The organism is Geodermatophilus sp. URMC 65 (genome assembly GCF_053502545.1).
Genome location: NZ_CP199954.1, coordinates 3,781,096 through 3,795,907, shown reverse-complemented (window position 1 = coordinate 3,795,907; position 14,812 = coordinate 3,781,096). Strand labels below are relative to the sequence as shown.

General features: G+C 72.8%; 8 protein-coding genes. 5 read left to right on the top strand and 3 right to left on the bottom strand.

All coding sequences use genetic code 11. The features are described 5' to 3' along the window. Positions 1–112: 112 nt before the first annotated feature. Entirely contained in the window at positions 113–2,662 is a 2,550-nt protein-coding gene (glgP, locus tag ACWIX7_RS18415) for an alpha-glucan family phosphorylase (RefSeq protein WP_448617864.1), read from the bottom strand. A 179-nt stretch (positions 2,663–2,841) separates the two neighbouring features. Here glgP and ACWIX7_RS18410 point away from each other — a divergent pair, with 179 nt between their 5' ends. The 5 genes from ACWIX7_RS18410 to ACWIX7_RS18390 all read left to right on the top strand — a co-directional run bounded on the left by ACWIX7_RS18410 (position 2,842) and on the right by ACWIX7_RS18390 (position 12,764). Then, entirely contained in the window at positions 2,842–4,875 is a 2,034-nt protein-coding gene (locus tag ACWIX7_RS18410; RefSeq protein ID WP_448617863.1) for an alpha-1,4-glucan--maltose-1-phosphate maltosyltransferase, read from the top strand. Between the two features lie 100 nt (positions 4,876–4,975). Further along, positions 4,976–6,820 carry a maltose alpha-D-glucosyltransferase gene (treS, locus tag ACWIX7_RS18405; RefSeq protein WP_448617862.1) on the top strand — a complete coding sequence of 615 codons (1,845 nt, stop codon included), beginning with the start codon at positions 4,976–4,978 and terminating at the stop codon, positions 6,818–6,820. Then, positions 6,817–8,190, top strand: a complete 1,374-nt coding sequence (locus tag ACWIX7_RS18400) for a maltokinase N-terminal cap-like domain-containing protein (protein WP_448617861.1) — start codon at positions 6,817–6,819, stop codon at positions 8,188–8,190. Before treS ends, ACWIX7_RS18400 begins: the two co-directional genes overlap by 4 nt. A 50-nt stretch (positions 8,191–8,240) precedes the next feature. Beyond that, positions 8,241–11,171, top strand: a complete 2,931-nt coding sequence (glgB, locus tag ACWIX7_RS18395; RefSeq protein ID WP_448617860.1) for a 1,4-alpha-glucan branching protein GlgB — start codon at positions 8,241–8,243, stop codon at positions 11,169–11,171. 195 nt (positions 11,172–11,366) lie between these two features. Continuing rightward, positions 11,367–12,764, top strand: coding sequence for a neutral zinc metallopeptidase (locus tag ACWIX7_RS18390; protein WP_448617859.1), 1,398 nt, complete (start codon positions 11,367–11,369; stop codon positions 12,762–12,764). Between the two features lie 99 nt (positions 12,765–12,863). Here ACWIX7_RS18390 and ACWIX7_RS18385 read toward each other — a convergent pair whose 3' ends face one another. Both ACWIX7_RS18385 and ACWIX7_RS18380 read right to left on the bottom strand, forming a co-directional pair. Beyond that, positions 12,864–13,832: a tetratricopeptide repeat protein gene (locus ACWIX7_RS18385; RefSeq protein WP_448617858.1), complete on the bottom strand. Its 969-nt coding sequence runs from the start codon at positions 13,830–13,832 to the stop codon at positions 12,864–12,866. 55 nt (positions 13,833–13,887) lie between these two features. Then, positions 13,888–14,412: a MarR family winged helix-turn-helix transcriptional regulator gene (locus ACWIX7_RS18380; RefSeq protein ID WP_448617857.1), complete on the bottom strand. Its 525-nt coding sequence runs from the start codon at positions 14,410–14,412 to the stop codon at positions 13,888–13,890. Positions 14,413–14,812: the final 400 nt, after the last annotated feature.

The following is a 14,812-nucleotide window of genomic DNA, read 5'->3' as shown; positions in this document are numbered from 1 at the left end:
CGTGACGGATGTGCCCCCCGAGGCCCGTCCCGGTCCAGGGAGGTGCTGGAACGGCCACCCTTCAGGGTCCCGCGTCGAGCGTGGGAGGCGTGGGGGGAAGGGTGGTCCTTCTTCAAGCGCTCGCGACGACCCCCAGTTCGGCCGGGTCGGCCAGGTGCTCGGAGTGCGGCAGCACGCGCACCGTGTACCCGAAGGCACCGGTGCGCTCCAGCGGGACCGTGGCGGTGAACCAGTGCCGCGACCCGTCGGTGTGCTCGTGCGCCATGGGCAGCGTGGTCACCTCGTGCAGGCCGTCGGCGTCGTCCACCCGCCCGTAGGCCGCCTGCACCTCGACGTCGGACGGCGTGAGCCCGGGCAGCTCCACCTCCGCCCGCAGCGCCAGCGTCGAGCCGATCTCCGGGGTGTCGCCGGCGCCGGTGGCCTCGACGTGCGCCACCCGCACGGTGCTCCAGCGGTCGAGCAGCCTGGCGCGCCAGCCGGCCTCGGTGCGGGCCGCGCCGTAGCCGGACTCGGCCATCGCCCGGGCGGAACGGGCGGCCGGCACGTACAACTGCTGCACGTAGTCGCGCACCATCCGGGTCGCCAGCACCTTGGGGCCGGTCTCGCGCAGCGTGTGCCGCACCATCTCGACCCACCGGCTGGGGACGCCGTCCCGGTCGGTCTCGTAGAAGCGCGGGATCACCTGGGTGGCCAGCAGCTCGTAGATGGCCCGCGCCTCGATGTCGTCGCGGCGCTCGGGGTCGGCGACGCCGTCGGCGGTGGGGATGGCCCAGCCGTTCTGGCCGTCGAACCACTCGTCCCACCAGCCGTCGCGGATGGAGAGGTTCAGCCCGCCGTTGAGCGCGGCCTTCATGCCCGAGGTGCCGCACGCCTCAAGCGGGCGCAGCGGGTTGTTCAGCCAGACGTCGCAGCCCCAGTACAGGTAGCGGGCCATGCCGATGTCGTAGCCGGGCAGGAAGGCGATGCGGTGCCGGATCCCGGGGTCGTCGGCGAACTTCACCATCTGCTGGATCAGCTGCTTGCCGCCGTCGTCGGCCGGGTGGCTCTTGCCGGCGATGACCAGCTGCACCGGGCGCTCGGGGTCCAGCAGCAGCGCCCGCAGCCGCTCGGGGTCGCGCAGCATGAGGGTCAGCCGCTTGTAGGACGGCACCCGGCGGGCGAAGCCGATCGTGAGGACGTCGGGGTCGAACGCGCTGTCGGTCCACCCCACCTCGGATTCCGCGGCGCCGCGGGAGAGCGCCGTGTCCCGCAGCCGGCGGCGCACCTCCTCGACCAGGCGGCCGCGCAGCATCCGGCGGGTGCTCCACAGCTCGCCGGAGGGGATGCGGTCGACGCCGTCGAAGTGCACCGGGCCCTCGACGTCGACCGGGTCGCCCTGGCTGCTGACCTGGGTGCCCATCTCGACCAGCTCGCGCGCGGTCCAGGTGGGCGCGTGCACGCCGTTGGTGATCGACCCGATCGGCACGTCGCCCTCGTCGAAGCCCGGCCACAGGTAGTTGAACATGTGCCGGCTGACGTGCCCGTGCAGCCGGCTGACGCCGTTGGCGCGCTGGCCCAGCCGCAGGCCCATGTGCGCCATGTTGAACTTCGCCGGGTCGGCCTCGGCACCGAGTGGGATGAGTTGCTCCAGCGGGACGCCGAAGCCGGCGAAGTAACGCTCGATCAGCGCCCGCGGGAAACGGTCGATGCCGGCCGGCACCGGGGTGTGGGTGGTGAACACCGTGCCGGCGCGGACCGCCTGCAGCGCCTCGGCGAACGACAGCCCGTGCGACTCGGTGAGCTCGCGGATCCGCTCGATGCCCAGGAAGCCCGCGTGCCCCTCGTTGGCGTGGTAGACCTCCGGCGCCGGCGTCCCGGTGAGCTGGCAGTAGGCGCGCAGCGCCCGCACGCCGCCGATGCCGAGCAGCATCTCCTGGCGCAGCCGGTGGTCCTCGTCGCCGCCGTAGAGGCGGTCGGTGACCCCGCGCTCGGCCGGCGTGTTCTCCTCGATGTCGCTGTCGAGCAGCAGCAGTGCCACCCGGCCGACCTGGGCCCGCCACACGTGCGCGAACAACGTGCGCCCCTCGGGCAGCGGGACGTTGATGACGACGGCGGTGCCGTCGGGCTGGCGCAGCAGCTTCAGCGGCAGGCCGTGCGGGTCCAGCGACGGGTAGTGCTCCAGCTGCCAGCCGTCGGCCGACAGGCCCTGCTCGAAGTAGCCGGCCCGGTACAGCAGCCCCACGCCGATCAGCGGGACGCCGAGGTCGGAGGCGGCCTTGAGGTGGTCGCCGGCGAGGATGCCCAGGCCGCCGGAGTACTGCGGCAGCACCTCGGTGATGCCGAACTCCGCGGAGAAGTAGGCGACCGTCGCCGGCGCCCCCTCCCCCAGCGACTGGTACCAGTGCGGCGCCGACAGGTACTCCTCCAGGTCGTCGACGACGTCCTGCAGCCGGCGCACGAACCGCCGGTCCCGCGCGAGGGTGGCCAGCCGCTCGGCCGAGACCTCGCCCAGCACCTGCACCGGGTCGCCGTTGCAGGTCCGCCACAGCTCGGGGTCCAGCGCCTCGAAGAGGTCGCGGGTCTCGGCGTGCCAGGACCACCGGAGGTTGGTGACCAGCTGCGACAGCGGCAACAGCTCCTCGGGGAGCGATGCCCGGACGGTGAACCGACGGAGTGCGCGCACGGGCCGAGACTAGCGACGGTCACTGGGGCCGCCAGAGCGGTGCACCGCCCGACGGGCCAGGATGAGTCATGGCCAGCCGACGTCCCGGTCGCCCGTCCGTCCCGCCCGTCCCGCAGCAGGAGCGGCACGCCTCGGCGGCCGATGTGCTCACCCGACACGCCCTCGATAGCGTGGCCCGGATGACTGGCCGCGCTGATCTCCGCCTCGGCATCACCGATGTCGCCCCCGTCGTGTCCTGCGGCACGTTCTCCGCGCGCGCCGTGGTCGGCGAACACCTCCCGATCACCGCGACCGTCTTCCGCGAGGGCCACGACGCCGTCGCCGCGAACGTCGTCTGGACCCCGCCCGGTGGGGACGGCGCCGCGCGGCCGCTGTACCGGATGGAGCGCTTCGGCGACCAGCCCGATCGCTGGCTGACCAGCGTCGTCCCCGACCGCGAGGGCCGGTGGACCTACCGGGTGGAGGCCTGGAGCGACCCGTTGTCGACCTGGCACCACGCCGTCGAGGTGAAGATGGCGGCCGGCCAGGGCGCCGAGGAGCTCGCCAACGACCTGGAGGAGGGCGCCCGGCTGCTCGACCGGGTGGCCACCGAGGCCGACGACGACTGGCGGGACCGGGTGACCGAGGCCGCCGCGGCCCTGCGCGACACCTCCCGCGAGCTGCCGGCCCGGGTCGCCCCGGCGCTGGCCGAGGCGCTGCAGCGCTACCTGCACGACCACCCGGTGCGCGAGCTGGTCACGCCGGGCCCGGAGTACGAGGTGTGGGTCGACCGCCCGCAGGCGCTGTTCGGCTCCTGGTACGAGTTCTTCCCCCGGTCCACCGGCCCGGTGGTCGACGGCCGGGCGACCCACGGCACCTTCGCCACCTCCGCCGAGCGGCTGCCCGCGATCGCCGACATGGGCTTCGACGTCGTCTACCTGCCGCCGATCCACCCGATCGGCACGGTCAACCGCAAGGGCCCGAACTCCCCGCAGTACCCCGGCGGCAACCCGCACGAGGTCGGGCCGGACGACCCGGGGTCGCCGTGGGCCATCGGCAGCGCCGAGGGCGGGCACGACGCCATCCACCCGCAGCTGGGCACGATGGACGACTTCCGCGCCTTCGTCGAGCGCACCCGTGAGCTGGGCATGGAGGTGGCGCTGGACTTCGCGCTGCAGGCCGCGCCCGACCACCCCTGGGTGAAGGAACACCCGGAGTGGTTCACCACCAAGCCCGACGGGACCATCGCCTACGCGGAGAACCCGCCGAAGAAGTACCAGGACATCTACCCGATCAACTTCGACAACGACCCCGAGGGCCTCTACGCCGAGTGCCTGCGGGTCATCCGGGTCTGGATCGACGCCGGGGTGCGCATCTTCCGCGTCGACAACCCGCACACCAAGCCGCTGAACTTCTGGCACTGGCTGATCTGGACGGTCAAGGAGACCCACCCCGACGTGCTCTTCCTCGCCGAGGCGTTCACGCGGCCGGCGATGATGCACCAGCTGGCCCGCATCGGGTACACGCAGTCCTACACGTACTTCACGTGGCGCACCGAGCGCGGCGAGCTCGAGGAGTACGGCCGCGAGCTGGCCGCCAACTGCCACTACATGCGGCCGAACTTCTTCGTGAACACCCCGGACATCCTGCACGCGTCACTGCAGCTCGGCGGCCCGCCGATGTTCAGGATCCGCGCCGCCCTGGCGGCGATGATGAGCCCGACGTGGGGCGTCTACTCGGGCTACGAGCTCTTCGAGCACGTCGCGGTGCGCCCCGGCAGCGAGGAGTACCTCGACAGCGAGAAGTACCAGCTGCGGCCGCGTGACTGGGGCGCCGCCGAGTCCTCCGGGCGCAGCCTCGTGCCCTACCTGCGCCGGCTCAACGAGATCCGCCGCGCCCACCCGGCCCTGCAGCAGCTGCGCACGCTGCGGTTCCACCACGTGGACAACCCGAACCTCATCTGCTTCTCCAAGACCGACCCCGGTTCGCAGGACGCCGTCCTGGTGGTGGTGAACCTCTCCAGCCACCACACCCAGATCGGGACGACGTCCCTGGACCTGCCGGCACTCGGCCTGGACTGGTACGAGCGGTTCACCGTGACCGACGAGCTGACCGGTGACAGCTGGGACTGGGGCCAGTTCAACTACGTCGAGCTCGACCCCTACCGGGAGCCGGCGCACGTCTTCTCCATCACGTACCCCCGGCAGGTCCAGGTGCCGCCGCCGGTCTCCTGATGAAGGACCCCCTTGCCCCCCGCCACTCGCAGGCTCGCGGCGGGAACCTGCAAGGGGGCCGCCAACCCGCTCCCCGCAGAACCGAGGGCGACTCCCCGTCATGACCGTTCCCGTCCCCGACTCCCCCGCCGGCCGCCCCGAGGCCCGTTCCCCGGGCGTGCCGTCGGCGCTGCCGGCCCCCGGCACCGACCCCGAGTGGTACAAGCGCGCCGTCTTCTACGAGGTGCTCGTCCGCGGCTTCGCCGACAGCAACGCCGACGGCGTCGGCGACCTCCGCGGCATGATCGACAAACTGGACTACCTGCAGTGGCTCGGCGTCGACTGCCTGTGGCTGCCGCCGTTCTTCGCCTCGCCGCTGCGCGACGGCGGCTACGACGTGAGCGACTACACCGCGGTGCTGCCCGAGTTCGGCGACATCGAGGACTTCACCGAGTTCCTCGCTGCCGCCCACGCCCGCGGCATCCGGGTGATCATCGACTTCGTCATGAACCACACCTCGGACCAGCACCCCTGGTTCCAGGCCAGCCGCAGCGACCCCGAGGGCCCCTACGGCGACTTCTACGTGTGGAGCGACGACGACACCCGCTACGCCGACGCGCGGATCATCTTCGTCGACACCGAGAGCTCGAACTGGACCTTCGACCCGGTGCGCAAGCAGTACTTCTGGCACCGGTTCTTCTCCCACCAGCCCGACCTCAACTTCGAGAACCCGCGGGTGCAGGAGGCGATCATCGACGCCCTGCGCTTCTGGCTGGACCTGGGCATCGACGGCTTCCGGCTCGACGCCGTCCCCTACCTCTACGAGGAGGAGGGGACCAACTGCGAGAACCTGCCCAAGACCCACGAGTTCCTCAAGCACGTCCGCAAGGTGGTCGAGGCCGACTACCCCGACCGCGTGCTGCTGTGCGAGGCCAACCAGTGGCCGGCCGACGTCGTCGAGTACTTCGGTGAGGACGGCGACGAGTGCCAGATGGCCTTCCACTTCCCGGTGATGCCGCGCCTGTTCATGGCCGTCCGGCGAGAGCAGCGGTTCCCGATCTCGGAGATCATGGCCCAGACGCCCGCCATCCCGGACAACTGCCAGTGGGGCATCTTCCTGCGCAACCACGACGAGCTGACCCTCGAGATGGTCACCGACGAGGAACGCGACTACATGTGGGCGGAGTACGCCAAGGACCCCCGCATGAAGGCCAACATCGGCATCCGCCGCCGGCTGGCGCCGCTGCTGGACAACGACATGGACACCCTCGAGCTGTTCAACGCGCTGCTGCTCTCGCTGCCCGGCTCGCCGGTCCTCTACTACGGCGACGAGATCGCCATGGGCGACAACATCTGGCTCGGCGACCGCGACGGCGTCCGCACGCCGATGCAGTGGACGCCGGACCGCAACGGCGGCTTCTCCACCGCCGACCCGCAGCGGATGAACCTGCCGCTGAACCAGGACCCGGTCTACGGCTACCAGGTCACCAACGTCGAGTCCCAGCTGCGCAACACCAACTCGATGCTGCACTGGCTGCGGCAGATGATCCACGTCCGCAAGCAGCACCCGACCTTCGGTCTGGGCACCTTCGCCGAGATCGGCTCGCGCAACCCGACGGTGCTCTCCTTCGTCCGCGAGTTCGGCGACGACGTGGTGCTGTGCGTCAACAACCTCTCCCGGTTCCCGCAGCCGGTGGAGCTGGACCTGCGCCGCTTCGAGGGCTACACGCCCGTGGAACTCACCGGGCGGGTGGAGTTCCCCCAGATCGGCGTCCTGCCCTACATGCTCACCCTGGCCGGCCACGGCTTCTACTGGTTCGAGCTGGCCAAGCCCGCCGAGCCGGTGGAGGAACCCGCCGAGACCGACGACACCTCGGTCGCCGACAGCCTGCTGGCCGCGGGCCTCGTCGGGACCGGGGAGGAACCGCCTCCGGGTGGCACGGTTGACACGGGAGGACCCCGATGAACGTCCTGACCGGACTGCTCCAGGAGTGGATGCCGTCCCAGCGCTGGTTCGGCGGCAAGGGACGGGAGTGGGCCGACGTCGCGGAGGAGAGCTTCTTCCTCGACCGGTCCCACCCCGTGCTGTCGATCCACCGGGTGACGGTCACCTACGCCGACGGCGTCAGAGAGACCTACCTGGTGCCGCTGTCCTGGCGCGACCACCCCGTGGAGGAGCTGACCGCGGCCCTCATCGGCACGGTCCCGCACGAGAACGGCGAGAACTACGCCTACGACGCGATGCGCGACCGCGAGGCGACCGCCAGCTGGCTCACCCACCTCGCCGAGGGGGCGACCATCGGCCCGATGCGGTTCGTCCCGGGCGAGGGGGCCGAGATCCCGGTCGGGCTCCCCGGCGACGTCATCTCCACCGAGCAGAGCAACACCTCGCTGGTCTACGGGCAGGAGGCCATCCTCAAGCTGTTCCGCCGGCTCGAGCCCGGCCTGAACCCGGACGTCGAGGTCCACAGCGCCCTGCGCCGGACCGACAACCCGCACATCGCACCCCTGCTCGGCCACGCCGAGATCGACCACGACCGGGACGCCGACACCCCGCCGGCCACGGTCTTCATGCTGCAGACCTTCGTGCCCAACGCCAGCGACGGGTGGCGGCTGGCCACCGCCAGCGTGCGCGACCTCTACGCCGAGGGCGACCTGCACGCCGACGAGGTGGGCGGGGACTTCGCCGCCGACAGCGAGCGGCTGGGCGCCGCGACCGCCTCGGTGCACGCCGACATGGCGCGGGTGCTGCCGACCGAGGAGGCCGACCCGGCCTGGTTCGGCACGGTCGCGCGGCAGATGAACGAGCGGCTCGACGCCGCCATCGAGGTCGTGCCCCAGCTGGCCGAGCACGCCGACGGGCTGCGGGCGGTCTACGCGGCGGTGGCCGAGAGCCCCGAGCCCGTCGTCCGCCAGCGGGTCCACGGCGACCTGCACCTGGGCCAGGTGCTGCGCACCGCGACCGGGTGGATCGTGCTGGACTTCGAGGGCGAGCCGGCCCGCCCGCTGGCCTCGCGGCGCGAGCCCGACAGCCCGATGCGCGACGTCGCCGGCATGCTGCGCAGCTTTGACTACGCCGCCCGGCACATGCTCGTGGAGCAGCCGGGTGATCAGCAACGTGCTTACCGCGCGCAGGAGTGGGCAGAGCGCAACCGGAGCGCCTTCTGCGCGGGCTACGCGGCCGCGAGCGGGATGGACGCCTGCGGCAACAGCCCGTTGCTGCGGGCGTTCGAGGCGGACAAGGCCGTCTACGAGTGCGTCTACGAGGCGCGCAACCGCCCGAACTGGCTGATCATCCCGCTGCAGTCGCTGTCACGGCTCACCGCCGCGGGCTGACGCGCGAGGCACGACCACCGACACATCGGCACCGAAGAGGACGGCGAGCGATGACATCCCCGGACGAGACCGAGCGCACCACCGACTCACCCCTGACCGGCGGTCAGCCGCCCGCGACGCGGGAAGAGCTCCAGGCCGTCGTCGAGGAGAGGACCGCCGCGGCCGAGGCGGCCGTGGAGGGGCCGGTCGTCAACGCCGCCCCGGCCCGCAAGCGGGCCGCGGCGAAGAAGGCCCCCGCGGCCAAGAAGGCCGCGCCCGCGAAGAAGGCGACCGCAGCCGGGGGAACGGCGGCGAAGAAGACCGCCCGCAAGACGACCGCGAAGAAGACAGCAGCCGGCGCTGCGGCGCCGGCGGAGAAGGCGACCAAGCGCGCACCGCGCACGAAGGCCGCCCAGGCCGACGTCGTCGCCGAGCAGGGCGGCACCGCCGCGCCCGTGGTTGCCCCCGCGCCGATCGCCGAGCCGGGCAGCCCGACCGGCGCCCCGGCGGGCCAGCCCGAGCCCCCGAACCCCGACCCCGCGGAGCCGAACACCCCGCAGGCGCCGGACGAGGACGGCGGCACCTCCACCGAGACCACGCCCACCGGGACCACGCCCACCGGGACCACGCCCACCGGGACCACGCCCACCGACACCGCGCCCACCGACACCGCGCCCACCGCGACCGCGCCCGTCGGGGGGACAGCGGCCGGCACGGGGCCGGAGGTGGCGGCGGCGACCGTCCCCGAGGGGCAGGAGCCCGCCCAGGAGGGCCTGGCCCACCAGGAGGCGCCCGCCGAGGTCGGTGAGGAGCAGCTGCGCGCCGTCGTCGACGGCTGGTCCTACGCCCCGCACAGCGTGCTCGGCGCGCACCCCGCCCGCGAGGGCTGGGTGGTGCGCACCCTGCGCCCCGACGCGGTCTCGGTGACCGTCGTCGACGAGGACGGCTCCCGCCACGACGCCCGCCGGATCCACGACGGCGGCGTCTTCGAGGCCCACCTGCCCGGGCAGCCGGGCGACTACCGGGTCGAGGTGACCTACGGGGACGGGGCGGACGGCAGCAACACCTTCGTCGTCGACGACCCGTACCGCTGGCTGCCCACCGTCGGCGAGCTCGACCAGCACCTCATCCGCGAGGGCCGGCACGAACGGCTGTGGGAGGTGCTCGGCTCGCACGTGCGGCGCTACGACACCCCGCGCGGTCAGGTCGAGGGCGTCTCCTTCGCCGTCTGGGCGCCCAACGCCCAGGGCGTGCGGGTGACCGGCGACTTCGACTACTGGGAGGCCCGCGCCTACCCGATGCGCTCGCTGGGCTCCTCCGGTGTGTGGGAGGTCTTCATCCCCGGCGTCCCCGTGGGTGTGAAGTACCGCTACCACGTGCTCGGCCGCGACGGCGTCTGGCGGCACAAGTCCGACCCGCTGGCCTTCGAGACCGAGGTGCCGCCGCTCAACGCCTCGATCGTCACCGAGTCCACGCACGAGTGGAACGACGACGCGTGGCTGGCCGAGCGGGCCCGCGGCGGCTGGCACGAGCGGCCCATGAGCGTCTACGAGGTGCACGCGGGCTCCTGGCGGCAGGGCCTGTCCTACCGCCAGCTGGCCGATGAGCTGGTCGACTACGTCGTCGGGCACGGCTTCACCCACATCGAGTTCATGCCGCTGGCCGAGCACCCGTTCGGCGGCTCGTGGGGCTACCAGGTCACCTCGTACTACGCGCCGACCTCCCGCTTCGGCAGCCCCGACGACCTGCGCTACCTCGTCGACCGGGCACACCAGGCGGGCATCGGCGTCATCGTCGACTGGGTGCCGGCGCACTTCCCCAAGGACGAGTGGGCGCTGGCCCGCTTCGACGGCACCCCGCTGTACGAGCACGGCGACCCGCGCCGCGGCGAGCAGCTGGACTGGGGCACCTACGTCTTCGACTTCGGCCGCTCGGAGGTCCGCAACTTCCTGGTCGCCAACGCGCTGTACTGGTGCAAGGAGTTCCACGTCGACGGCATCCGGGTCGACGCGGTCGCCTCGATGCTCTACCTGGACTACTCGCGCGACGAGTGGGTGCCCAACGTGCACGGCGGGCGGGAGAACCTCGAGGCGATGGCGTTCCTGCAGGAGGTGAACGCCACCGTGTACCGCGAGGTCCCCGGCGTGGTCACCATCGCCGAGGAGTCGACGGCCTGGCCCGGCGTCACCCGGCCCACCCACCTCGGCGGCCTGGGCTTCGGCTTCAAGTGGAACATGGGCTGGATGCACGACTCGCTGGCCTACATGTCCAAGGAGCCGGTGCACCGCAGCTACCACCACGGCCAGCTGACGTTCTCGATGATCTACGCCTACTCCGAGAACTACGTGCTGCCGATCAGCCACGACGAGGTCGTCTACGGCAAGGGCTCGCTGCTGCGGAAGATGCCCGGCGACCGGTGGCAGCAGCTGGCCAACCTGCGCGCCTACCTCGCCTACATGTGGGCCCACCCCGGCAAGCAGCTGCTGTTCATGGGCTCGGAGTTCGCCCAGGACGCCGAGTGGGCCGAGAGCCGCTCCCTGGACTGGTGGCACCTCGACGACCCCGCGCACCGCGGCGTCCTGCAGCTGGTGACCGACCTCAACGCCCGCTACAGGGAGACCGCCGCGCTGTGGTCCCTGGACGTCGACCCGTCCGGGTTCCAGTGGATCGACGCCAACGACGCCTCGGGCAACGTGCTGTCCTTCCTCCGCTACGGGCGCGCGACGGCCACCGGCGACGGTGCGGACGGCGACAGCGGGGAGGTCCCGGCGCTGGCCTGCGTCGCGAACTTCTCCGGCAGCCCGCACCACGGCTACCGCGTCGGTCTGCCGCGGCCGGGCACCTGGCGCGAGGTGCTCAACACCGACGCCGAGGGCTACGGCGGCTCCGGGGTCGGCAACATGGGCGGCGTCGAGGCCGTCGAGGAGCCGTGGCACGGCCAGCCGTACTCGGCCACCCTCGCCGTCCCGCCGCTGGGCACCGTCTGGTTCGTGCACGAGTAAGGGCCCTCCTGCCCCCACCACTCGATGAAGGACCCCGTCCCTCTCACTCCTCGCAAGCTCGGGGTGAGCCTCCGGACGGGGCCTGCGGGGCCCTGCAGGAAGGCCGTTCCAGTGCGTCACGGGGGCCGCGTCGTCGCCCACGGACCTGCAGCTCCGGGGGCGACGGCGCCGCCACGATGGGACGATCCGAGGGACATGCCTGCCTCCTCCCTGCGCCGCGCGGCCGTGGCCCTGCTCGCCGCGGCCGCGCTGCTGCTGGTGTCCGGCTGCTCGGTCGCCGTCGTCGGCCGGCCCAGTGCGGCCCAGCCCCCGGCCTCCGACATCCCCTCCGGTGAGCTGCAGGTGGTCGGCGCCACCGACGGCCCGATCGACACCCTGACGCGCAACGCCCTGGCCGACCTCGAGGCCTACTGGGCCCAGCAGTTCCCCGACGTGTTCGGGCAGGACTTCATCCCCCTCCAGGGCGGCTACTTCAGCGTCGACCCGAACGACGTCGACCCGGGCGCGTTCCCCCAGGGCATCGGCTGCGGCTCCGACCCGCGTGACGTCGAGGGCAACGCCTTCTACTGCCAGGCCCCGGACGTGCCGAACTCCGACTCGATCAGCTACGACCGCGCCTTCCTCCAGGAGCTCGCCGAGCAGTACGGCCGGTTCATCCCCGCGCTGGTGATGGCCCACGAGTTCGGCCACGCGGTGCAGGGTCGGGTCGGCTACCCCGACTACTCCATCTCCGTGGAGACCCAGGCCGACTGCTTCGCCGGCGCCTGGACGGCGTGGGTCGCCGACGGGCAGAGCGAGCACACGCAGATCCGCGCCCCGGAGCTCGACGAGGTGCTGCGCGGCTACCTGCTGCTGCGCGACCCCGTGGGCACCAGCATCAACACCGAGGCGGCACACGGCTCCTACTTCGACCGCATCTCGGCGTTCCAGGAGGGCTTCCAGACCGGCCCGACCGCCTGCCGCGAGAACTTCTCCGCCGAGCGCCCCTACACCCAGGGCGCCTTCTCGACGGCCACCGAGGCAGCGAGCGGCGGGAACGCGCCGTTCGGCCAGGCGCAGCAGATCGCGGCCGACGCCCTGCCGGAGTTCTGGGGCCTCGCGTTCGACCGGGTCTTCCGGGAGACGTTCACCGCGCCGCAGCTCGAGCCCTTCGAGGGCAGCCCGCCGACCTGCGCCGCCGACGACCTGGACCTGGTGTTCTGCGCCGACGAGGACCTCGTCGGCTACGACGTGCAGGACCTCGTCGGCCCGGCCTACGAGGAGCTCGGCGGTGCCGACTACGCCGTCATCACCGCCGCGTCACTGCCCTACGCGCTCGCCGCGCGCGACCAGCTGGGGCTGTCCACCGACGACGAGGAGGCCATCCGGTCGTCGGTCTGCCTGACCGGCTGGTTCTCGTCGGCTTTCTTCGACAACGAGCTGCGGGCCGCCGACATCTCCCCCGGCGACATCGACGAGGCGGTGCAGTTCCTGCTGACCTACGGGACCGACCCGTCGGTCGTGCCCGAGGTCTCGCTGACCGGCTTCCAGCTGGTCGACCTGTTCCGCAACGGCTTCTTCGAGGGCGCCGCCGCCTGCGACGTCGGCGTCTGAGGCCCTGCAGTCCCCCGCGGCAGTCCAGTCCGGGACCGCCGGCCCCCTGCAGGGTCCCGCCGCGAGCTCGCGAGTGGCGGGGGGGCAGGGGGTCCTTCTTCAGTACAGCGCGAGGGTGAGCTGGCGGCGGGCTGCGGCGACCCGCGGGTCCTGGTCGCCGACGACGCCGAAGAGCTCCACCAGGTGCCGGCGCGCCTGGTCGCGGTCGTCCCCGGTGGTCCGGCGGACGACGTCGAGCAGCCGCTCGAACGCGCCCTCGACGTTCCCGGTGCCGAGCAGGAAGTCCGCGGCCCGGGCCTGCGCGGCGACGTCGTCCGGCGCGGCGTCGGCGGCGGCCAGCGCGTCCGGGCCGGCCTCGTCGGCGCGGCGGAACAGCTGGACCTGGCGCAGCGCGAGACCGGCGACCGGGTGGTCGGGCTCGGCGTCGAGGATCGCCTGGTAGGCGGCCTCGGCCGCGGTCAGGTCACCGCGCTCGAGCGCGGCCTCGGCGGCGTCCAGGCGGGGGTCCTCGGCCTCGGCGGGCGCGTCGTCGCCGGCGTCCGGGACCGCGCCACCGGTGGTGGCGCGCACCAGCTCGGTGACGAACTGCCGCGCCTGCTCCTCCGGGATCGCGCCGGTGAACTCGGCGACCAGCTGGCCCTGCCAGACCGCCTTGACCGCGGGGATGCCCTGGACCCGCAGGCCCTGGGCGAGCGCGGGGTTGGCGTCCACGTCGACCTTGGCGAGGACCCAGGAGCCGCCGCCCTCAGCGGCCAGCCGCTCGAGCACCGGGGACAGCTGCTTGCACGGCCCGCACCACTCGGCCCACAGGTCGAGCACGACCGGCACCTGGAAGGAGCGGTCGAGCACCTCGGCCTGGAAGGTCTCCTCGGTGACGTCGACGACCGCGGCCCCCGGGGCGCCGGCCGGGCCGGCGGCGCCGGGCGGCGGCGCCGCCTGCGCCCGAGCGGCGGCCTCGGAGCGGGCCTTGACGGCAGCGAGGTCGACCGCGCCGGCGAGGGAGGCGGCCAGCTGGGCCTGCTGGGCCTGCGCGCGCGGGTCGGGGCGTCCGGGACGGGTGGGCTGCATGACCTCGATCATCCCACCGCTGCGGAGACGGTGTCGGGGGTGCCGCGGCGGCCGGTCAGCCGGCCGCGGTCGCGTCGTCCGCCACGTCGCCGGCGCCCCGCCGGACCCGCTCGAGGATGGTGAACAGCGTGTCCAACTCGTCGTCGGGGACGTCGCCGAGCCCGAAGTCCAGCGCGGTCAGCGCGGCGGTCGCCTCCTCGACGACGGCGCGGCCGCGGTCGGTGATCGCCGCGAGGACGCCGCGCCCGTCGGCGGGGTTGGGACGGCGGTCGACGTAGCCGGCGGCGACCAGCCGGTCGATGGCGTTGGTGACGCTGGTCGGGTGCACCATCAGCCGGCTGCCGATCACCTTCAGCGGCAGCTCGCCGGTGCGGCTGAAGGTGAGCAGCACCAGCACCTCGTAGCGGGCGAAGGTCAGCGCGTGCGGCCGCAGCGCCTCGTCGAAGCGGGCGAGCAGGATCTGCTGCACCCGGAAGACCGACGTCGCGGCCCGCATCGCCGCGGCCGGGCCGAAGCGCTGTTCCCAGGACTCCCCGGCGCGCGCGATGGGATCGAACGGCAACCCCAGCGGACGGACCATGGCTGAACAGGCTACGGGGGTGGCTTCGCGCGTCGTCGAGATGCGTCCTGGGGCTCTCTCCCGCGCCCGGGAAGCCACGCTGCGCCGCATCTCGACGAGGCCTGTGGACAGGGGCCGGCGACTGCGCCCTGGTGCGGCAGGGTCCTCCGGTGCCCCGCCTCCCTTCCTCACCCGCTCCGCTGCGCGGTCGCGTCTTCTGCGGCTCATCCGTCGTCCGCGAGGGGCTGCTCACCCGGGCACAGCTGAGAAGCTCGGCCTGGCAGCGGCTGTACCCCGACGTCTACGCCTGCGCCGGACTTCAGGTCACCCACACTCTCCGCGCTCTGGCAGTCACGCGTCTGTTGCTGCCCGGCGCAGTCGCCAGCGGGCGCAGTGCCGCCGCGCTCTGGGGCGTCGACAC